General features: G+C 63.8%; 20 protein-coding genes and 1 tRNA gene. 15 read left to right on the top strand and 6 right to left on the bottom strand.

All coding sequences use genetic code 11. The features are described from left to right. From RBR29_RS05025 to hisI, 9 genes are all read left to right on the top strand, one after another. Positions 1-256: efflux RND transporter permease subunit (locus tag RBR29_RS05025; RefSeq protein ID WP_320347868.1), on the top strand; the 256-nt coding region annotated here is incomplete at its 5' end. A gap of 135 nt (positions 257-391) precedes the next feature. Continuing rightward, positions 392-1,609, top strand: a complete 1,218-nt coding sequence (zigA, locus tag RBR29_RS05020) for a zinc metallochaperone GTPase ZigA (protein WP_320347872.1) — start codon at positions 392-394, stop codon at positions 1,607-1,609. Positions 1,610-1,672: 63 nt separating this feature from the next. Further along, the gene (locus RBR29_RS05015) at positions 1,673-2,818 is read left to right on the top strand and encodes a GTP-binding protein (RefSeq protein WP_320347866.1); all 1,146 of its coding nucleotides are present in this window, start codon (positions 1,673-1,675) and stop codon (positions 2,816-2,818) included. After that, positions 2,815-4,221 carry a cysteine--tRNA ligase gene (gene cysS / locus RBR29_RS05010; RefSeq protein ID WP_320347865.1) on the top strand — a complete coding sequence of 469 codons (1,407 nt, stop codon included), beginning with the start codon at positions 2,815-2,817 and terminating at the stop codon, positions 4,219-4,221. Before RBR29_RS05015 ends, cysS begins: the two co-directional genes overlap by 4 nt. After that, the gene (yidD, locus tag RBR29_RS05005; RefSeq protein ID WP_320347863.1) at positions 4,218-4,496 is read left to right on the top strand and encodes a membrane protein insertion efficiency factor YidD; all 279 of its coding nucleotides are present in this window, start codon (positions 4,218-4,220) and stop codon (positions 4,494-4,496) included. Before cysS ends, yidD begins: the two co-directional genes overlap by 4 nt. Then, a complete protein-coding gene (locus tag RBR29_RS05000) occupies positions 4,480-4,944 on the top strand; it encodes a SufE family protein (RefSeq protein WP_320347861.1) in 465 nt (154 codons plus the stop codon). The genes yidD and RBR29_RS05000 overlap by 17 nt, the downstream gene beginning before the upstream one ends. Beyond that, the gene (locus RBR29_RS04995) at positions 4,941-5,501 is read left to right on the top strand and encodes a carbonate dehydratase (protein WP_320347859.1); all 561 of its coding nucleotides are present in this window, start codon (positions 4,941-4,943) and stop codon (positions 5,499-5,501) included. Before RBR29_RS05000 ends, RBR29_RS04995 begins: the two co-directional genes overlap by 4 nt. Before the next feature lie 3 nt (positions 5,502-5,504). After that, positions 5,505-6,881 carry a dihydroorotase gene (locus RBR29_RS04990; RefSeq protein WP_320347857.1) on the top strand — a complete coding sequence of 459 codons (1,377 nt, stop codon included), beginning with the start codon at positions 5,505-5,507 and terminating at the stop codon, positions 6,879-6,881. A gap of 93 nt (positions 6,882-6,974) precedes the next feature. Next, a complete protein-coding gene (gene hisI, locus RBR29_RS04985; protein WP_320347855.1) occupies positions 6,975-7,478 on the top strand; it encodes a phosphoribosyl-AMP cyclohydrolase in 504 nt (167 codons plus the stop codon). Between the two features lie 238 nt (positions 7,479-7,716). Here the strand turns inward: hisI and RBR29_RS04980 are convergent, their stop codons facing one another. Further along, on the bottom strand, positions 7,717-8,091 hold the full coding sequence (locus tag RBR29_RS04980) for a DsrE family protein (protein ID WP_320347853.1): 375 nt from the start codon (positions 8,089-8,091) through the stop codon (positions 7,717-7,719). 122 nt (positions 8,092-8,213) lie between these two features. Next, a tRNA-Gly gene (locus RBR29_RS04975) sits at positions 8,214-8,289 on the bottom strand. 266 nt (positions 8,290-8,555) lie between these two features. Here RBR29_RS04975 and murB point away from each other — a divergent pair. Further along, positions 8,556-9,641 carry a UDP-N-acetylmuramate dehydrogenase gene (gene murB, locus RBR29_RS04970; RefSeq protein WP_320347851.1) on the top strand — a complete coding sequence of 362 codons (1,086 nt, stop codon included), beginning with the start codon at positions 8,556-8,558 and terminating at the stop codon, positions 9,639-9,641. Positions 9,642-9,651: 10 nt separating this feature from the next. Here the strand turns inward: murB and dapB are convergent, their stop codons facing one another. Together dapB and RBR29_RS04960 are read right to left on the bottom strand one after the other, a co-directional pair. Further along, positions 9,652-10,443 (bottom strand): 4-hydroxy-tetrahydrodipicolinate reductase, encoded by a 792-nt coding sequence (dapB, locus tag RBR29_RS04965; protein WP_320347849.1) that lies wholly within the window; start codon positions 10,441-10,443, stop codon positions 9,652-9,654. Then, complete coding sequence (locus RBR29_RS04960; RefSeq protein ID WP_320347870.1) at positions 10,443-10,829, bottom strand: outer membrane protein assembly factor BamE; 387 nt, start codon at positions 10,827-10,829, stop codon at positions 10,443-10,445. The genes dapB and RBR29_RS04960 overlap by 1 nt, the downstream gene beginning before the upstream one ends. A gap of 210 nt (positions 10,830-11,039) precedes the next feature. Here RBR29_RS04960 and fur point away from each other — a divergent pair, with 210 nt between their 5' ends. Next, positions 11,040-11,465, top strand: coding sequence for a ferric iron uptake transcriptional regulator (fur, locus tag RBR29_RS04955; RefSeq protein ID WP_320347847.1), 426 nt, complete (start codon positions 11,040-11,042; stop codon positions 11,463-11,465). Between the two features lie 47 nt (positions 11,466-11,512). Here fur and recN read toward each other — a convergent pair whose 3' ends face one another. Further along, the gene (gene recN, locus RBR29_RS04950) at positions 11,513-13,165 is read right to left on the bottom strand and encodes a DNA repair protein RecN (protein ID WP_320347845.1); all 1,653 of its coding nucleotides are present in this window, start codon (positions 13,163-13,165) and stop codon (positions 11,513-11,515) included. 22 nt (positions 13,166-13,187) lie between these two features. Beyond that, positions 13,188-14,090, bottom strand: a complete 903-nt coding sequence (locus tag RBR29_RS04945; protein WP_320347843.1) for an NAD kinase — start codon at positions 14,088-14,090, stop codon at positions 13,188-13,190. 215 nt (positions 14,091-14,305) lie between these two features. Here RBR29_RS04945 and hrcA point away from each other — a divergent pair, with 215 nt between their 5' ends. From hrcA to dnaK, 4 genes are all read left to right on the top strand, one after another. After that, positions 14,306-15,319, top strand: a complete 1,014-nt coding sequence (gene hrcA, locus RBR29_RS04940; protein ID WP_320347841.1) for a heat-inducible transcriptional repressor HrcA — start codon at positions 14,306-14,308, stop codon at positions 15,317-15,319. A gap of 25 nt (positions 15,320-15,344) precedes the next feature. Next, entirely contained in the window at positions 15,345-16,442 is a 1,098-nt protein-coding gene (gene hemH / locus RBR29_RS04935) for a ferrochelatase (RefSeq protein ID WP_320347839.1), read from the top strand. A 62-nt stretch (positions 16,443-16,504) separates the two neighbouring features. Continuing rightward, entirely contained in the window at positions 16,505-17,065 is a 561-nt protein-coding gene (gene grpE, locus RBR29_RS04930) for a nucleotide exchange factor GrpE (protein ID WP_320347836.1), read from the top strand. A 98-nt stretch (positions 17,066-17,163) separates the two neighbouring features. Further along, entirely contained in the window at positions 17,164-19,086 is a 1,923-nt protein-coding gene (dnaK, locus tag RBR29_RS04925) for a molecular chaperone DnaK (RefSeq protein ID WP_320347834.1), read from the top strand. The last annotated feature ends 179 nt before the right edge of the window (positions 19,087-19,265 follow it).

Genomic DNA, 19,265 nt, shown 5'->3' with positions numbered 1-19,265 from the left:
GGCGTGCCTGCTGCGCTTCCGGCCCATCATGATGACGACGCTGTGCGCCCTGCTGGCCGGCTTGCCCCTGATGCTGGGGACCGGTGCCGGGGCCGAACTGCGCCAGCCGCTGGGCTACACGATGGTGGGCGGCCTGATCCTGTCCCAGGCGCTGACCTTGTTCACGACCCCGGTGGTGTACCTGTATCTGGACCGCCTGCACCGCCGCTGCAGTTCGACCCGTTCTGCACGGAAGGTACCGGATGTTGGTGCTTGATCGGATGGATGAGGCCCTGAGAGAATTCAGTTTTTCCGATCCGATTTTGTTATGTTATAACATTGCAAAATTAGATTGATGAAATGTGAGAGTGGCTGGTAGGAGATGTCCGTGCAACTCCATGAAGACGAAGCCATGACGCTGAATACCGCAACCCCGACGCCTGCAAGAAAACTCCCCGTTACCGTTCTGTCCGGTTTCCTCGGTGCGGGCAAGACCACGCTGCTCAATCACATCCTCAACAACCGCGAAGGCCGGCGCGTGGCGGTCATCGTCAACGACATGAGCGAGGTCAACATCGACGCTGCGCTGGTGCGCGATGGCGGGGCCGAACTTTCACGGACTGACGAAAAGCTGGTGGAAATGAGCAATGGCTGCATCTGCTGCACCTTGCGCGAGGATTTGCTGGTAGAAGTCGATCGGCTGGCCAAGGAAGGCCGTTTCGACCAGCTGGTCATCGAATCCACGGGGATTTCCGAGCCATTGCCTGTGGCCGAGACCTTTACCTTCGAGGGCGAGGATGGCCGCAGCCTGGGGGAAGTGGCCCGGCTCGACACGATGGTCACGGTGGTCGATGCCTACAATTTCCTGCGTGACTACAGTTCGCGCGACAGTATCCAGTCCCGCGGCGAATCGCTGGGCGACGAGGATCAGCGCACGGTCGTGGATTTGTTGATCGATCAGGTCGAGTTCTGCGATGTCATCGTGCTCAACAAGACCGACCTCATCAGCGACGAGGAACGCGAACGACTGATGGCGATTCTGCACAGCCTCAATCCGCGTGCCCGTATCGAGACGGCCGCGTTCGGTCAGGTGCCACTCGATCGTGTGCTGAATACCGGCCTGTTCGATTTCGACGAAGCCGCCCGGGCGCCGGGTTGGCTGCAGGAACTGCGTGGCACGCATACGCCGGAAACCGAGGAATACGGTATCCGCAATTTCGTCTATCGGGCGCGCCGGCCGTTTCATCCGCAACGTTTTTTCGACTGGGTGGAAAGCGAATGGCCAGGCGTGGTGCGATCCAAAGGCTTCTTCTGGCTGGCCAGTCATCCGGCGCTGGCAGGCAACTGGTCGCAGGCGGGGGCCGTGGCCCGACATGGCGTGGCGGGCTATTGGTGGGCCGCCGTGCCGCCCGAGCGCTGGCCGCAAGATCCGGAATCCGTCGCCCTGATCCGCCAGAAATGGGATGAGCGGGTAGGCGATGCCCGCCAGGAACTGGTGCTGATCGGCATGGGCATGGACGAGGCCGCGCTGCGGGCGCGCTTTGATGCCTGCCTGTTGACGGACGCCGAGATGGCCCAAGGGCCAGCGACGTGGGCAACCTGGCGCAATCCGTTTCCCGACTGGGCCTGATCTGACCATGCGCCCCGTACCCGGTATCAGGTGGAGGACGCGCATTCCCACAGGACTTTCCGCATGATGGCCGAATCCCCTTCCAATCTGATCCCCGTCACCCTGCTGACCGGGTTCCTGGGCAGCGGCAAGACCACTGTGCTCAACCACCTGGTGCGCCAGCCCGAACTGGCCGATGCGTTGGTCATCATCAACGAATTCGGCGAAATGGCGCTCGATCATCTGCTGGTTGCCCACAGCACCGAGAATCTGGTGATGGAAATGAGCAGTGGCTGTCTGTGCTGCTCCATCCGGGGCGATCTGGTCAAGACCTTGCGCGACATCACCTGGCGGTTTGCGCGCGGTGGCCAGCGGCAGTTCCGGCGCGTGTTGATCGAGACGACGGGCCTGGCCGACCCCGCCCCGATCATCCACACACTGATGAGCCATCCGCAGATTGCGCCGCAGTACCGGCTCGACGGCATCGTCACGGCCGTGGACATGGCTGCGGGCATGCAGACCCTTGACCGGCATCCAGAAGCCGTCAAGCAGGCGGCAGTGGCCGATGCACTGCTGCTGACCAAGGCCGATCTGGTTTCGAATGTCCAGCGCCAGGCGCTGCTGCGCCGGCTCGACGGCATCAATCCGGCGGCGCTGCGCTGGGATGTCCAGGGCGGTGCAATCGCACCGGACAAGGTGCTGAATCTTGGGCTGTTCTCTGCGGATGGCAAGACGCCTGAGGTGGCGCGTTGGTTGCGCGAGGAAGCCTATGCGCTGGCGCAGGAACACGACCATCCAGGCCATGGTCATGGCCAGGCCGCGCATGAATCGCACGGCCATCACGATCACAGCCACGATCACAGCCACGATCACGACCACCGCCATGACGTGAATCGCCACGATGACCATATCCGCGCATTCTGCTTCCAGGTCGATGAGCCGATCCCCGATGCGGTGCTGAGCCATTGGCTCGAACTGCTCATGGGCTTTGTGGGCAGCAACATCCTGCGCGTCAAGGGCATCATCAATGTGGCGGGCAGTCCGCAGCCGATTGTCGTGCACGGCGTGCAGCATCTGTTTCACCCGCCGGTGCCGCTTCCCGCCTGGCCCAGCGAAGACCGCCGTTCGCGCCTGGTGTTCATCACCCAGGACGTCGAGCGGGAACTGGTCGAGCGTATTTTCGATGCGTTGCGTCAGGTGCTGCCGCAAGCCGGAGCGCCGCGCGCATGAATCCGCCCATCCAGCTCTACAACACGCTCGCCCGCCAGAAACAGCCCCTGCGCACCGAGCGGCCCGATCGGGTGACGATGTACGTATGCGGCCCCACGGTCTACAACTTTGCCCATATCGGCAATGCGCGGCCTGCCGTCGTGTTCGACGTGCTGGCTCGCTTGCTCAGGCACGATTACCGCGAAGTGCGCTATGCCCGCAATTTCACTGATGTGGATGACAAGATCAATGCGGCCGCCGCAGCCGAAGGGGTACCCATCGGCACCATCACGGATCGCTACATCGACGCCTACCACGAGGACATGCAGGCTCTGGGCGTGCTGGCGCCGGATCTGGCGCCGCGTGTCACCGAACACATCCCCGCGATCATCGATCTGGTCCAGGCGCTGATCGAGCGGGGCCACGCCTATGTCGAACAGGCGCATGTGCTGTTTCATGTGCCGTCCTATCCGGCCTATGGGCAGCTCTCGGGCCGCCGTACCGAGGACATGCTGGCCGGCGCCCGTGTGGAAGTCGCGCCCTACAAACGCGACCCGCTGGACTTCGTGCTCTGGAAGCCATCGTCGCCGGCGCAGCCGGGCTGGGACAGCCCCTGGGGTCGTGGCCGCCCTGGCTGGCATGTCGAATGCACGGCCATGATCGGGCAGCACCTGGGGTTCCCCATCGACATTCATGGCGGGGGGCAGGATCTGATCTTTCCCCATCACGAAAATGAAATCGCCCAGGGCGTCTGCGCACACGGCACGTTGTACTGCCATACCTGGGTGCACAACAGCTTTGTCACGGTGAATGGGCAGAAGATGTCCAAGTCGCTGGGCAATGTACTGCTGGTGCGCGACCTGCTGGCGCATGCGCCGGGCGAGGCCATCCGCCTGGCCTTGCTGTCCACGCACTACCGCCGGCCGCTGGACTGGAATGCCCGGCGTCTGGCGGCGGCACGGCAGGCCCTGATGCGTTTTTACGCCAGCCTGGCCAAAGCCGGGCAGCTTCCCGTCTTGGCGGGGGTGCCCCCCGATGCCCAGGTGCTGGCGGCGCTGCGCAATGATCTGAATGTCCCCGGGGCGCTGGCCCGGTTGCATGCGTTGCGCGTGGACCTGGACGATGCGACGACGGACACGGCGCGGATCCAGGCCAAATCGTGTCTGCTGGCCTCGGCTGCCGTGCTGGGCCTGTTGCAGCAGGCGCCAGGCAGGGCCATGGCGGCATTGGCCCCATCAGATGGGGGGCGCACGATGAGCGCCCATCGTGTCCAGGCGCTGCTGGACGAGCGCCGGCAGGCGCGGGACTGTCGGGATTTTGCCCGTGCGGATGCGCTGCGGGACGAATTGGAGGCCGCTGGATTCATGGTGGAAGACACCCGTCAGGGCATGGTGGTGCGCCCCATGGGCAAGGAACCGGCATGACGCGCTGGCCTGCCCGTATGTTGGTGCTGCTGGTGCGTGGGTACCAGTTGTTCATCAGTCCGATGCTCGGCCCGCGCTGCCGTTTTCATCCCACTTGTTCGCAGTATGCCGTCGAAGCCCTGCAGACGCATGGGGCCATCAAGGGCAGCTGGCTGGCATTGCGGCGTGTGCTGCGCTGCCATCCCCTGCATCCAGGCGGGTATGACCCCGTGCCGCCGATCAAAACGCAGCGGCAGGCCAGCGACACCGGAGAACAGGATGATGGACAGCCCTGAACGGCCACAGGAATCCATTGAGCAGGCCCGGCAATCGATCATTGATGGTTTTCAGTGCTTTGAAGGCTGGATGGCTCGCTATGAATACCTGATCGAACTGGGGCGTTCGCTGCCGCCGTTTCCTGAGGCGCTGCGGACCGACACTCATCGCCTGCACGGCTGCCAGGCCAATGTGTGGTTCGTATCCAGGTCATGCGGCGGGCGGCTGCATTTTCTGGCAACCAGCGATTCGGCCATCGTGGCCGGCCTGGCGGCCCTGCTGCTGAAAGTCTATTCGGGCCGCACCCCCGAGGAAATTCTTGCCTGCCCGTTGGACTTCGTCCAGGAAACAGGGCTGGCGCACCATCTGTCAGCCAACCGCGCCAATGGACTGGCGCATATGCTGGCGCGCATCCAGGCTGCGGCACTGGACGCAGCCGGCATCAACCAGGAGCAGAACAGCCCATGATCCGCAAAAATCCGCGCGGCGACCTGCCGCAGATTCATCCCAGCGCCTTCGTCGATCCGACGGCCATTCTGTGCGGCCTCGTGGTCGTCGAGGAAAACGTGTTCATCGGCCCTTATGCGGTCATCCGCGCCGACGAGATGGATGCCGACGGGCAGATCGCCCCCATCGTGATCGGCGCCCATTCCAATATTCAGGACGGAGTCGTGATCCATTCCAAGTCCGGGGCCAGCGTGCGCATCGGGCGGCGTACCTCGATTGCCCATCGGGCCATCGTGCATGGACCCTGTGCCATCGGCAACGGAGTCTTCATCGGCTTCAACAGCGTGTTGTTCAACTGCACGGTCAATGACGGCTGCGTGGTTCGCTACAACGCCGTGGTCGATGGCATCCACCTGCCTGCGGGCTTTTATGTGCGTTCGACCGAGCGTATCGGCCCTGAAACCGACCTGGCGTCAATGCCGCAGGTGTCTGCCGATGCCAGCGAATTTTCCGAGGATGTGGCGCGTACCAATAATGGGCTGGTGCTGGGCTACAAGGCGATTCAAAACGAATTCTGAACCATGGGTACCACACACGGGCAGAAAGCCATTGCATCGCTGGCAGGCCGGCACGCCGATCTTCTGGTGCGGGGCGGCATCGTCATGACACCGAGCGGCGCCGAGCACATCGACGTGGCCTGCGCGCAAGGCCGGATCGTAGCGCTTGGGGACTTGCGCAGCACCTGGAGCGCCGAGACCACAATCGACGCCACCGGCCTGCATGTGCTGCCCGGCGTCATCGACAGCCAGGTGCATTTTCGCGAACCGGGCCTGATGCACAAGGAAAACCTGGAGGCAGGGACGCGCGGGGCAGTTTTGGGCGGTGTCACCGCTGTTTTCGAGATGCCGAACACGGCCCCGTTGACCCTGAGCGCGGCTGACCTGCAAGCCAAACTGGATGCCGCCCGTGGCCGCGCATGGTGCGATCACGCTTTCTATGTCGGCGGCTCTGCCGTCAACGCGGAGCAGCTGGCCGAATTGGAGAATCTACCGGGCTGCGCGGGCGTCAAGGTCTTCATGGGCAGTTCTTTCGGCGACCTGCTGGCCGACGACGATGAGGTGCTGCGCCGCATCTTGCGTCATGGGCACAGGCGGCTGGCCGTGCATGCCGAGGACGAGGCCCGGCTGCGTGCGCGCCAGCACATCGCCGTGGACAGCGCGGACGTGCGCCAGCACCCCGTCTGGCGCGATGTGGACAGTGCCCTGATGGCGACACGGCGCATTGTGCGGCTGGCCGCCGAGTGTGGCCGACGGCTGCATGTCCTGCATGTCTCCACTGCCGAGGAAATGGCCTTCCTGGCGGCGTGCAAGTATCGCGTCACGGTGGAAGTCACACCGCATCACCTGAGCTTGCAGGCGCCCGAATGCTATGAACGCCTGGGTAGCCTGGCGCAGATGAATCCGCCCGTGCGTGAAAAGCCCCATCAGGATGCGCTATGGCAGGCGATCCGCACTGGGCTGGTCGATGTCATCGGCAGCGACCATGCGCCGCATACGCTGCAGGAAAAGGCGAAGCCCTATCCGCAATCGCCCAGCGGCATGACAGGCGTGCAGACGCTGCTGCCCGTGATGCTCGACCATGTGCATGCCGGACGCCTGAGCCTGCAACGGCTGGTGGATTTGACCAGCGCCGGGCCGGCCCGCATCTTCGGCATCGAGGGCAAGGGGCGCATCGCGCTGGGCTACGACGCGGATTTCAGCATCGTTGATCTACGGGCCCAGCGGGTCATCCGCAACGGCTGGATTGCCAGCGTCAGTGGCTGGACGCCGTATGACGGCCAGGCGGTCACGGGTTGGCCCATTCACACGGTGGTCCGAGGGCATTGGGTCGTCCGGGATGAAACCCTGGCCGGCAAGCCGCAAGGCGCGGCGATTCGTTTCCTGGAGTCACGGGCATGAGCGCCCCGGTCCTGGCCTACCGTTCGGAAACCATCACAACATCGGCTGGGCCACGACGTGCCGTGCGCCCATGCCATGACAGGAGAAGAACCCATGAAATCCCATCTTGATACTGAATCGGCGCGGGTCACGCTGCACGCCCGGGCATCTATTGAGCAAGTCGAAGAAGGCCGGGAATTGGCGCCCAGGTTCGATCGCGATGGCCTGATTGCCTGCGTGACGACTGCCGCCGACAGTGGCGAGGTCCTGATGCTGGGCTACATGAACCGCGAAGCTCTGGAAAAGACGCTGCTGACCGGCGAGGCGCACTACTGGAGCCGGTCGCGCCAAACGCTCTGGCACAAGGGGGCAACGAGCGGTCTGGTACAGGTGGTCGAGGAAATGCGCGTCGATGACGACCAGGATGCTGTCTGGTTGCGTGTGCGCGTGGCCGGTTCTGGCGCGAGTTGCCACGTAGGCTATCGGTCGTGTTTTTATCGGCGGGTCCCGGTCGGGGAGCAGCGCCAGGCGGGTGCCGCGCTGGTGTTCACTGAATCAGAAAAGACGTTCGACCCGAAACAGATCTATGGTGATGCGCCCAATCCTACGGTGCTGTAGCAGGTCGATGGCGGCCGGTGGCCTGTGTGCCCGATCTTCTGGTGACGGGGTCAGTGCTTTGCAGAGAATGATTGGACGTCGGCCCGAAGCCATTTTTATTCTGTGATTTCGTGCGTTGTACGCATGCTGCATCGAGATAGAAGCATAGGGTGCAAGGCAGGTAGGGTGCAAGGCAGGTAGGGTGCAAGGCAGGTCCAAATAGGATTTGGCCTGTCTTGGCATTGGCCGATGCGGCGGCTCAGGAAATCTGCAAAGACCCTGTCGCGCCCATGAGCAGGCTGATCACCTCGGGCGCAGTAATGATCTCGAAACGTGGGTCCATCTGCTCGGCGCTCAAGCCGTTATGCAGCATGCAGGACTTGCACACGGCCACGCGCCCGCCTTGTTCCAGGTATTTCTTCAGCAGGTCTGCGGCTGGTTCAAAAGGCTCACCAATGCGGATTGGATCAACGGCGCCGGGTACGCCTAAAGCGACCCCTTCGGCCATCAGAATCAGGCAGGCGCTATGTCCTTGTTGAACAGCATTGACAGCCATGGTCAGGGCCACGGTCACCTTGTCTGGATTGCCCAGCGCATGGAACAACGTGGCTACGAAAGCAGCGGGTTTGGGCATGACAGTGCTCCTTGTTGCGGATTGAGAATTTGAGTTGAGTCGGCTCGGTAATCGCGGGGGCGTAGAGAATGATTGTTCAAATGCAAAAAGGCCCAAACCGTAGTCTGGGCCTTTTTTGAATCTGGAGCGGGAAACGAGTCTCGAACTCGCGACCTCAACCTTGGCAAGGTTGCGCTCTACCAACTGAGCTATTCCCGCGTTGTTTAGCTATTCAGCTAAGCCATGCATTGTATGGCGCATTTTTCAGTCTGTCAAATCACCCGGCTTGCGCCTTGTGCTTTTCCAGCAGCGGGGCCCGGGCCTGTTCAGGTGCCGATGCCCATGTCCAATCAAGCAAGAGGCAGAAATATAAAAGATGAGAGTAGAACCTGTCAAATGGGTCGCGTGTGCGGGCGCTGCTCGAACCTCTGCCATCCGGACCTTGCGCGGTATGCTTACGCCTTTCTGTTCGAGTCTTTCGCATCATGTCCGCCTCGCCCCTCGTTTTTTCCGATCAGGACCTGCAGGACTGCAATACCCTGGGCCTGCCGGCGCGGGCTGCCGTGGCGGTGCTGGATGATGAATCCTCGATCCCGGCCTTGTGCGCAGCCCTGGCCGCCTCGGCAGGAACGGCAGCGGCTGCGCCATTGTTCGTCCTGGGGGGGGGCAGCAATCTGGTCATGGCTGCGCGTCCTCGCCATCGTATTCTGCGCGTGGCGCTGCGCGGCATCCGGCTCTGGGACGAGACCCCTGGCCATTGGGTGGTCGAGGCCGCTGCGGGGGAATCCTGGCATGGCTTTGTCGACCACTGTCTGACTCAGGGTTGGCCGGGACTGGAAAATCTGGCGCTGATCCCGGGGACGGTGGGGGCAGCGCCAGTGCAGAACATCGGCGCCTATGGACTGGAACTGGACCAGCGCCTGCATTCGGTGGTGGCCTGGGATTTGCGTGCAGGGCGGGTGCGCGAACTGCATCCGCGCGAATGCGGCTTCGCCTATCGCGACAGCATGTTCAAGCGCGATGGGGCAGGGCGTTGGTTGATCGTGCGAGTGCGATTCATGCTACCCAAGGACTGGACGCCGCGTCTGGATTATCCGGACCTGCGCGATCATCCAGGACTGGGTGGTGGGCGGGGGGCGTCCGGCCTCGCAGGCCCGGGGCACCGCACGGCGGCAGGGCCGACGCCGCGCCAGATTTTCGATGCCGTGTGCGACATCCGCCGCCGCAAACTGCCGGATCCGGCAGTGTTGGGCAACGCGGGCAGTTTTTTCAAGAACCCGGTGGTCGATGCCGGGCAGGCCGCGGTCTTGCAGCAGCGTTTCCCGGATCTGCGAGGCTATCCCCAGGCCGATGGGCGGGTCAAGCTGGCGGCGGGCTGGCTGATCGAGCAGGCCGGCTGGAAAGGGCGGCGTCTGGGGCCTGTGGGCATGCACAGGACCCAGGCCCTGGTGCTGGTGAATCACGGTGGCGCCCAGGCGGCGGATGTCCAGGCGCTGGCGCGGGCCGTGCGCGCCGACGTGCAGGAAAGGTTCGGTGTGGACCTGGAACAGGAGCCCGTGCTGCTGGATTGAGGCGATCGGTTCAGGTCGCCAGCACGTCCTGCATGTCGAACAGGCCGAATTCGCGGCGTGCCAGGTAGCGGGCGGCGCGCAGGCTGCCTTGGGCATAGGTGGCGCGGCTGCTGGATCGATGGGTGATTTCGATGCGCTCGCCCGCACCGCAGAAATAGACGGTGTGATCGCCGATGATGTCGCCGCCACGCAGCACGGAAAAGCCGATGCGACCGGTTTCCCGGGGGCCTGTTTCGCCATGGCGTGCCCAGTCGGCGATCTCGTCCAGCGGTTTGCCCCAGGCGTGCGCCACGGCTTCGCCCATGGCCAGGGCTGTGCCGGAGGGGGCATCGACCTTGTTGCGGTGGTGCGCCTCGAAGACCTCGACATCATAGCCGGTGTTCAACAGCCGGGCTGCCATGTCCAGCAGCTTGAGCGTTGCGTTGACCCCCACGCTCATGTTGGGGGCGAAGACAATGGCGATTTTTTGCGCGGCAGCGCGGATGGCCTGCTTGCCCTCGGTGTCGAAGCCTGTGGTGCCGATGACGCACTTGACGCCATGCGTGACGCACGCGTCCAGGTGGGCCAGCGTGCCTTCTGGGCGGGTGAAGTCGATCAGGCAGTCGGCTGCGGCCAGGGCGTTCAGATCGTCGGTGATGCGCACCCCTGTGGTGATGCCCAGGGGGGCGCCGGCGTCCTGGCCGATGGCGTCATTGCCGGGGCGGTCCAGCGCCACGGCCAAGGTGAGATCCTGGGATTCCAGAACGGCCTGGATCAGCATGCGCCCCATGCGGCCCGAGGCGCCCGCGATGGCGATGCGCATTATTCCTGCCCCTGCTGCGGTGTGGCGTGTTCCGCATCGGTTGGCTGGATGGCTTCCTTGCCGCTGTCAGCTCGTTGGAAAGGCTGGCGATTGGGTTGTTCGTCGCCGGTCCAGCGCGTCAGCTGATCGTTTTCGAACCAGACGGTGAATTTGCGCAGTTCGTCCTGGCCGTAGCCGGGCTGATTGTAGTAGGGGTAATCCCAGCGCTCGGCGTGGAAGATGTCCTGCAGTGTGGGCGTGCCCAGGATGAAGCGCACCTGGTCGCGGGTCATGCCGATTTCGAGTTGAGCAACCTGTTCGGATGTGATCCAGTTGCCCTGCTGGATGGTGGCCCTGTAGGGAAAGCCCCAGTTGGTCGAGCCGCAGCCCGCAAGGCCCAATGCCATGACGCCGGCGGCCAGGCAGAGGATCAGCCGGTGGGAATGAGCGCTGGATACGATGTGCACGAAAGCCCCCGTGATGGATTCGATAGTCGCATATGGCGACCGCTAAAACCGCTATCATAAAGGGAAATCGGATTTTCGCATGCGCGCGGCTGGATGCGGGGGCCGGCCGGCTTGCTTGCCTTTCGCCGCATTCAACGGGATACTTCAATCATGAAAGACCAGATCGAACTCAAGACCGTGGGCCTGAAGGCGACGTTTCCGCGCCTGAAGATTCTCGATGTATTCCGCAAGGCGGAAACCCGTCACCATAGTGCCGAAGACGTCTATCGCGCCTTGATCACCGAGGACGTGGACATTGGCCTGGCCACCGTGTATCGCGTGCTGACCCAGTTCGAGCAGGCCGGCATTCTGTTGCGCAGCCAGTTCGATGGCGGCAAGGCGGTATTCGAACTGAACGACGGCGATCATCACGATCACCTGATCTGCACCAACTGCGGCCGGGTGGTGGAATTTTCCGATGCGGAAATCGAAAAGCGCCAGCACCGGATTGCCAAGGAAAACGGCTTTGTTCTCGAAAGCCACAATATGATGCTCTACGGTATCTGCCCGCAGTGCAACGCCGCTAAAAAAGCCTGATTGCCGACGATCTGCCAGCTGGCGTGCCAGCCCCCCCGCCGCTGGCTTCAGCCTGTCTGCCCCGATGTCAGCATTTCCTGGGCATGGGTGCGCGTGGCCGCCGTCACTTTCAGCCCACCCAGCATGCGGGCGATTTCTTCCGTGCGGGATTCGGCGTCCAGCGCCTGGATGGCCGACAGCGTGCGGCCGGCGCGGGTGGTCTTGCTGACCTGGAAATGCCGGGTGGCGCAGGCCGCCACCTGGGGCAGATGCGTGACGCACAGGACCTGATGGCGGGTGCCCAGTTCTCGCAGCAGGCGGCCGACGACCTCGGCCACGGCACCGCCGATGCCGGCGTCCACTTCGTCGAAGATCAGGGTCGGGACTCGGGCGGCCTGGCTGGCGATGACCGACAGGGCCAGGGAAATGCGCGCCAGTTCACCCCCGGAAGCCACCCGCGATAATGGCCGGGGCGGGACGCCGGCATGGCCGGCCACCAGGAATTCGATGGTCTCCAGACCGTGCGCGGATGGCTTGCATGCGGACAGGGCGATTTCGAAGACGCCGCCATCCATGGACAAAGTCTGCATGGCGGACGTGACTTGTGCCGCAAGCTGCACGGCTGTTGCGCGCCGGGCGGCACCCAGTGCGCGAGCCTGTTCCATGTAGTGTGATTCGGCCTGGCGGCAGGCCTGTTCCAGCGATGCCAGGTCCTGGCCGGCCTCGGCCTGGCGCAGTTGGCCGCGCAGCGTTTCATGGAATTCGAACAGGGTGTCGGGTTCGATGTGGAAGCGGCGGGCTGCTTCGAACATGCGGCTCATGCGGGCGTCGGCCTGCGCCAGGGCATCGGGGTCTGGCTCCAGGCGGTCGGCATAGGCGTTCAGGCCGGAGACGGTTTCCGCACACAGGATGCGGGCCGATTCCAGGGCCTGGCAGTGTTCTTCCAGGGCGGGGTCGTGGCGCACCAGGGATTGCAATGCATGGATGGCGGTGTGCAGGGCCTGGGCTGCCGAGCCGGATTCGCCGTCCAGCGCTTCGACGGCCTGACCGGCGCCCGCCAGCAGGGCCTGCGCGTGCGCCAGGCGCGACTGGCGGGCGCACAGGTCCGGCCATTCGCCTGATTCGGGGGCCAGTTCGTCCAGCCAGGCGACATCGGCGGCCAGGCGGTCCAGCCGCGCCGCCTGGCCGGCGGCATCGTCGCGGGCGGATTCCAGGGCTGCCTGTGCCTGTCGCCAGTCGGTCCACGCCTGTTGCAAGCCGCGCACCTGATCGGTGTGTCCACCTTGGGTATCCAGCAAGTCCCGCTGGCTGGCAGGCTGCAGCAGGCTCTGGTGCGCATGCTGGCCGTGGATGTCCACCAGCAGGGCGCCCAGGTCGCGCAATTGGCCCAGGGTGGCCGGCACACCGTTGATCCAGGCCTTGCTGCGGCCTTGCGAGTCAATGACGCGGCGCAAGATCAGTTCCGGGCCGTCCAGGGCCTGTTCGGCCAACCAGTCGGCGGCGGTTTCTGGGATGTCGAAGACGGCACTGATATCGGCACGCGGGGCGTCCTGGCGGATCAGCGTGGCGTCACCCCGGCCGCCCAGGGCCAGTGCCAGGGCGTCGATCAGGATCGACTTGCCGGCCCCGGTCTCGCCCGAAAACACGGAAAAGCCGGCATCGAAGGCAATGTCGGCTTGATCGACGATGACGAAATCACGGATGTGCAGCGAACGCAGCATGGTGTGGGCAGGGGTTTCGGACCTATTGGTCGGGTTCGTCCCAGGGTTGCAGCATGCGATTCCAGTTCAGCTTGCTGCGCAGGGTGGAAAAATAGCTGTAGCCCTGGGGATGCAGGAAGCGGATTCGGTGCGGGCTGCGGCGCACGTCGATACGATCGCCTTCCTGGCAGTTGGACAGGGCCTGCATGTCGAAGTGGACGCTGGCGCCTGATTCCACGCGGCCCAGGGCACTGATGGTGATGCTCAGCACGCTGTCCTCGGGCAGGGTGATGGGGCGGTTCGACAGGGTCTGCGGCGCGACGGGGACCAGCACCAGCGCATTGACCTGGGGGTGCAGGATCGGCCCGCCTGCGGACAGGGCGTAGGCGGTCGACCCGGTCGGCGTGGCGATGATCAGGCCGTCGGCGCGCTGGCTGTGCATGAAGGCGCCGTTGCATTCAACGCGCAGTTCGATCATGCCGCCGCGCCCGGCGCGATTGATGATGACGTCGTTCAGGGCCAGGCCGGAAAAAATGGATGCGCCGTCGCGCATCACGCGGCCTTCGAGGAGAATGCGCTCGTCCTGGACAAAAGCGCCATTCAGGATGCGGGTGATGGCCTCGTCGGCGCTGCCCAGGGGGATGTCGGTGATGAAGCCCAGGCGGCCATGGTTGATGCCGATCATGGCCACGTCAGATGTGGCCAGCTGGCGTGCAGCCGCCAGCATGGTGCCGTCGCCGCCCATGATGATGGCCAGGTCGGCACGTGCGCCGATGTCCGCGTACGAGGCCAACGGGAAATCGGCCACCCCGGTATTGCGGCCCGTTTCGGCTTCGATCAGGATGTCGCACCCTGCCGCAGTCAGGACCTGGCCCAGCCGGCGCAGGGGCGCATCCATGCCACTGTCCTGGTGGCGGCCGATCAGGGCGACGGTCTTGAAATGCATGGGCGGGGAGCCTTTCGGAATTAATGGAATAATATGGATACGCCTATCGGCGCGTACCCGCCGATTATAGGGGGATGAGATCGGACATGAAATGGCGCACGTGGACCATTTCATGCCGGGCGAGTCCGGGCGCCGTGCAAGGCGCAAGGTCAAGAGATGCCGCAATTTGAAAATGGCCCCGGCCTGACGAATATGCGCCAAACAGGGCACCAAGCATGGATGATCGAGCCAAGTCATTGCTGAAGGCGCTGGTCGAACGCTACATCGCGGACGGCCAGCCTGTGGGGTCGCGCACCCTGTCCAAGGTCTTCGACCTGTCGCCGGCCACGATCCGCAACGTCATGGCCGACCTGGAGGACCTGGGACTGATCCACAGTCCGCATACATCAGCGGGCCGTGTGCCCACGCCGCGCGGCTACCGCATGTTCGTCGACAGCCTGCTGACCGCCCGGTCCTATGAACTCAGCCCCGACCTGCAGATCGAGGACTGTCTGCCGGCGGCCGAGCCCGGCCGCGCCGTGACTGCCGCCGCCACGCTGCTGTCGAATCTGTCGCAGTTCGCGGGCGTGGTGCTCACCCCCAAGCGCACCCAGGTATTCCGGCATATCGAATTCATTCGCCTGTCGGACCGGCGCGTGCTGCTGATCATCGTCACGCCCAATGGCGATGTGCAGAACCGCATCCTGTTTGTCTCGCGTGAATTCTCCGAAGCCGAACTGCTGGAGGCCTCCAATTTCTTCAACCGGCAGTTTTCCGGCAAATCCTTTCATGCGGTCCGCCAGGCCTTGGCTGATGAGCTCACCTCGCTGCGCACCGATATTTCCCGACTGATGCAGCAGGCGGTGGACGCCGGCCTGGATGCGCCGGACGCAGATGACGAAGCGGTTGTCATTTCCGGCGAGGGCAAGCTGCTGGGGGTGTCCGAAATGACGGCCGACATGGACCGGCTGCGCCGCCTGTTCCAGTTGTTCGAACAGAAAACCGATCTGCTGCATCTGCTGGATGTGTCCAGCCGTGCCCAGGGGGTGCAGATCTACATCGGTGGGGACTCCCGCTTGATGCCCCTGGAGGACGTCTCGGTCATCACTGCGCCCTACGGGGCCGATGGCCAGGTGATCGGCACGCTGGGCGTCATCGGCCCCAGCCGCATGGCCTATGATCGCGTCATCCCCATCGTCGACATCACCGCGCGCATGCTGTCCAATGCCCTGGGCCAGGCGGCTTTCTGATGTCGCTTTTCCCTGTATTCCGATCATGAGCCGTTTTCTTCCCGAGGCGCCCGATCCTCGGGCGCTGGATCCGCATGCCCCTGGCCCGGATCGCGGGCCCCTGGGGGTCCTGCTGATCAACCTGGGCACGCCGGATGCGCCCACGCCGGCGGCGGTGCGCCGCTATCTGGGCGAATTCCTGTCCGATCCCCGGGTGGTGGAATTGCCGGCGGTGCTGTGGCAGATCATCCTGCGCCTGTTCGTGCTGACGCGGCGGCCAGCGGCCATTGCGCCAAAGTACGCCCAGATCTGGCTCGATCGGGGTTCTCCCTTGCTGGTGTACAGCCAGGGCCTGGCCGACGGTGTGGCGGCATCCCTGCGGGACCGGGGGCTGGATGTGCGGGTCGGACTGGCGATGCGCTACGGCCGGCCGGCCCTGACGGATGCCCTGGACGCCTTGCGCGGGGCCGGTTGTCGCCGCATTCTGGTGGCGCCGATGTATCCCCAGTACGCCGCCAGCACCACGGCCACGGCGGTCGATGCCGTGACCGCGCATCTGACCCGGCTGCGCCATCAGCCCACATTGCGTTTCCTGGATCCTTTTCCCACGGCCGATGCTTATGTAGATGCACTGTACCGCTCGGTGTGCGCACATTGGGACCGGGTTGGCAAGCCGGATCGCTTGCTGCTCAGTTTTCATGGCCTGCCCCAGCAATCGGTGCGCCTGGGCGATCCCTATTTCCGCGACTGTCAACAGACTGTCCGGGCCTTGCGCGCACGCCTGGGTGCCGACGGCGATCGCCTGCATGTGGCCTTCCAGAGCCGTTTCGGGGCGGCGCCCTGGCTGCAGCCCTATACCCAGCCCACACTGGAATCCTGGGGGCGGGCAGGTGTCGGTACGGTCGATCTGATGTGTCCGGGCTTTCTGGCGGATTGCCTGGAAACCCTGGAGGAAATCAATGTGGGCTGTCGCGAGGCGTTCCTGGCGGCGGGCGGAAGGGTTTTCCGCTATATCCCCTGTCTGAACGCCGACCCGGACTGGGCCCGGGGCTTTGCCGGATTGATTGCCGACAATCTGGCTGGTTGGACATCGTCGTCCCGGGGCTGTCCAGTGGGGGGCTCAAGCCACCGCCCAGGGGCTTGAAGAACACACGCCCGTCCCCATTTACTCTTTCGTTCATCTATTTCAGTATTGGAGATTTCACCATGCCGGCACCCCAGGAAGACTTGGACCCACAAGCCGCGCCGAGCGCCGAAACCCAGGCCGAAGATTCCCAGCCGGCTGCGGAAGCACAGCCGGGTGAGGATCTGGCCACGCTGCTGGACGCCGCCCAGAAGCAGATTGCCGATTATCACGATCAGTTGCTGCGCGCGCACGCCGAAGTCGAGAACGTCCGCCGTCGCGCCCAGGAAGACGTCTCCAAGGCCCGCAAGTTCGGCACGGAATCCTTTGCCGAGAGCCTGATTCCGGTGCGTGACAGCCTGGAAGCCGCGCTGGCCCAGGAAAACCAGACCGCCGAGGACTGGAAGGCGGGGGTCGAGGCCACCTTGCGGCAATTGAACACGGCCTTCGAACGCAACCAGATGCGCGAGATCGCACCGGCCCCCGGCGATGTCTTCGATCCGCACCGCCATCAGGCGATTTCCAACGTGTCGTCGGAACACCCCCAGGGCACCATCGCCCAGACCCTGCAAAAGGGCTATCTGATCGCCGACCGCGTATTGCGTCCGGCGCTGGTCATGGTGTCGGCCGGAGCAGCCGCCTGATGCATCCCGGGGCTTGAAACCGGACTCGGCGGCCCCATATTCGAACCATTGGCGGGCATGATGCCCACCCACTCATTCAAACATCGACAGGATTCAACATGAGCAAGATCATCGGCATCGACCTGGGGACGACCAACAGCTGTGTCTCTGTGCTGGACGGCTCCAAGGTCAAGATCATCGAAAACGCCGAAGGCGCGCGCACCACGCCTTCGATCGTCGCCTACATGCAGGATGGCGAAATTTTGGTGGGCGCCCCGGCCAAGCGCCAGGCCGTCACCAACCCGAAGAACACCATCTTCGCAGTCAAGCGCCTGATCGGCCGCAAGTTCGATGAAAAGGCCGTGCAAAAGGACATCGACCTGATGCCCTATTCGATCATCAAGGCCGACAATGGCGACGCCTGGGTCGAAGCCCAGGATAAAAAGCTGGCCCCCCCGCAGGTGTCGGCCGATATCTTGCGCAAGATGAAAAAGACCGCCGAGGACTACCTGGGCGAGGAAGTCACCGAAGCCGTGATCACGGTGCCGGCCTATTTCAATGACAGCCAGCGCCAAGCCACCAAGGACGCGGGCCGCATCGCCGGCCTGGACGTCAAGCGCATCATCAACGAACCGACTGCGGCGGCCCTGGCCTTCGGCCTGGACAAATCCGAACGTGGCGACCGCAAGATCGTCGTCTATGACCTGGGCGGCGGCACCTTCGACGTGTCCATCATCGAAATTGCCGATGTGGATGGCGAAAAGCAGTTCGAGGTGCTGTCGACCAACGGCGATACGTTCCTGGGTGGCGAAGACTTCGACCAGCGCATCATCGAATACATCATCGCCGAATTCAAGAAGGAATCCGGCGCCGATCTGTCCAAGGACGTGCTGGCGCTGCAGCGTCTGAAAGAAGCCGCCGAAAAGGCCAAGATCGAACTGTCTTCCACGCAGCAGACCGAAATCAACCTGCCGTACATCACGGCGGACGCTTCCGGCCCGAAACACCTGAACCTGAAGATCACCCGCTCCAAGCTGGAAGCCCTGGTCGAGGAACTGATCGAACGCACGATCGAACCTTGCCGGGTGGCGATCAAGGACGCTGGCGTCAAGGTTTCCGACATCGATGACGTGATCCTGGTCGGTGGCATGACCCGCATGCCCAAGGTGCAGGAAAAGGTCAAGGAATTCTTCGGTCGCGATCCGCGCAAGGACGTGAATCCGGACGAGGCCGTGGCTGCGGGTGCCGCCATCCAGGGTTCCGTGCTGTCGGGCGATCGCAAGGACGTGCTGCTGCTGGACGTGACGCCGCTGTCGCTGGGGATCGAGACCCTGGGCGGGGTCATGACCAAGATGATCAAAAAGAACACCACCATTCCGACGCGTTTTTCGCAGGTGTTCTCCACGGCGGACGACAACCAGCCGGCCGTGACCATCAAGGTCTACCAGGGCGAGCGTGAAATCGCCGCAGGCAACAAGGCGCTGGGCGAATTCAACCTGGAAGGCATTCCGCCGGCTCCGCGTGGTCTGCCGCAGATCGAGGTCACTTTCGACATCGACGCCAACGGCATCCTGCATGTGTCGGCCAAGGACAAGGGCACCGGCAAGGAAAACAAGATCACGATCAAGGCCAGTTCCGGCCTGACCGAGGACGAGATCGAGCGCATGGTCAAGGACGCCGAGGCCAATGCCGAGGAAGACCACCGCATCGCCGAACTGGCGCAGACGCGCAATCAGGCCGATGGCCTGGTCCACGCCACGCGCAAGTCTCTGACGGAATACGGTGACAAACTCGAAGCTTCTGAAAAAGAAGCCATCGAGTCGGCGATCAAGGACCTGGAAGAAGCCATCAAGGGCGATGACAAGGCGGCCATCGATGCCAAGGTCGAGGCTTTGTCCACCGCTTCGCAGAAACTGGGCGAAAAGATGTACGCCGACATGCAGGCCAAGCAGGCGGCCGAAGGAGCGGCTGCGGCCGATGGCGCCAAGCCGGTCGAGGACGACATCGTCGATGCCGACTTCAAGGAAGTGAAGCGCGACTGAACCTGCGCCGGCCACGCGCCGGGGGCCCACGAGACCCCGGCGCGTGGCGGGCAGCCGCATGTTCCTGCCCGGAACCGACGCGCTCGTCGGGCCGGGCATCTGTCCTTCAATCAGCAGCGCATAGCACAGGCAACCCGAATCCATGGCAAAACGAGATTTTTACGACGTCCTGGGCGTAG

The organism is Castellaniella sp., assembly GCF_034007085.1.
Taxonomy (GTDB): Bacteria; Pseudomonadota; Gammaproteobacteria; order Burkholderiales; family Burkholderiaceae_B; genus Castellaniella.
The sequence above is the reverse complement of the archived record's forward strand: the minus strand, read 5'-3'. Positions and strand labels throughout refer to the sequence as shown.

What these genes read in the sequence shown, in the direction of transcription:
- RBR29_RS05015 (WP_320347866.1), top strand. Translation starts at nt 1,673, where the DNA reads ATGATGGCCGAATCCCCTTCCAATCTGATCCCCGTCACCCTGCTGACC.
- zigA (WP_320347872.1), top strand. Translation starts at nt 392, where the DNA reads ATGACGCTGAATACCGCAACCCCGACGCCTGCAAGAAAACTCCCCGTT.
- murB (WP_320347851.1), top strand. Translation starts at nt 8,556, where the DNA reads ATGTCCGCCTCGCCCCTCGTTTTTTCCGATCAGGACCTGCAGGACTGC.
- hemH (WP_320347839.1), top strand. Translation starts at nt 15,345, where the DNA reads ATGAGCCGTTTTCTTCCCGAGGCGCCCGATCCTCGGGCGCTGGATCCG.
- RBR29_RS04980 (WP_320347853.1), bottom strand. Translation starts at nt 8,091, where the DNA reads ATGCCCAAACCCGCTGCTTTCGTAGCCACGTTGTTCCATGCGCTGGGC.
- RBR29_RS04960 (WP_320347870.1), bottom strand. Translation starts at nt 10,829, where the DNA reads ATGGCATTGGGCCTTGCGGGCTGCGGCTCGACCAACTGGGGCTTTCCC.
- RBR29_RS04990 (WP_320347857.1), top strand. Translation starts at nt 5,505, where the DNA reads ATGGGTACCACACACGGGCAGAAAGCCATTGCATCGCTGGCAGGCCGG.
- dapB (WP_320347849.1), bottom strand. Translation starts at nt 10,443, where the DNA reads ATGCGCATCGCCATCGCGGGCGCCTCGGGCCGCATGGGGCGCATGCTG.
- grpE (WP_320347836.1), top strand. Translation starts at nt 16,505, where the DNA reads ATGCCGGCACCCCAGGAAGACTTGGACCCACAAGCCGCGCCGAGCGCC.
- RBR29_RS04945 (WP_320347843.1), bottom strand. Translation starts at nt 14,090, where the DNA reads ATGCATTTCAAGACCGTCGCCCTGATCGGCCGCCACCAGGACAGTGGC.
- fur (WP_320347847.1), top strand. Translation starts at nt 11,040, where the DNA reads ATGAAAGACCAGATCGAACTCAAGACCGTGGGCCTGAAGGCGACGTTT.
- recN (WP_320347845.1), bottom strand. Translation starts at nt 13,165, where the DNA reads ATGCTGCGTTCGCTGCACATCCGTGATTTCGTCATCGTCGATCAAGCC.
- dnaK (WP_320347834.1), top strand. Translation starts at nt 17,164, where the DNA reads ATGAGCAAGATCATCGGCATCGACCTGGGGACGACCAACAGCTGTGTC.
- hisI (WP_320347855.1), top strand. Translation starts at nt 6,975, where the DNA reads ATGAAATCCCATCTTGATACTGAATCGGCGCGGGTCACGCTGCACGCC.
- hrcA (WP_320347841.1), top strand. Translation starts at nt 14,306, where the DNA reads ATGGATGATCGAGCCAAGTCATTGCTGAAGGCGCTGGTCGAACGCTAC.
- RBR29_RS04995 (WP_320347859.1), top strand. Translation starts at nt 4,941, where the DNA reads ATGATCCGCAAAAATCCGCGCGGCGACCTGCCGCAGATTCATCCCAGC.
- yidD (WP_320347863.1), top strand. Translation starts at nt 4,218, where the DNA reads ATGACGCGCTGGCCTGCCCGTATGTTGGTGCTGCTGGTGCGTGGGTAC.
- cysS (WP_320347865.1), top strand. Translation starts at nt 2,815, where the DNA reads ATGAATCCGCCCATCCAGCTCTACAACACGCTCGCCCGCCAGAAACAG.
- RBR29_RS05000 (WP_320347861.1), top strand. Translation starts at nt 4,480, where the DNA reads ATGATGGACAGCCCTGAACGGCCACAGGAATCCATTGAGCAGGCCCGG.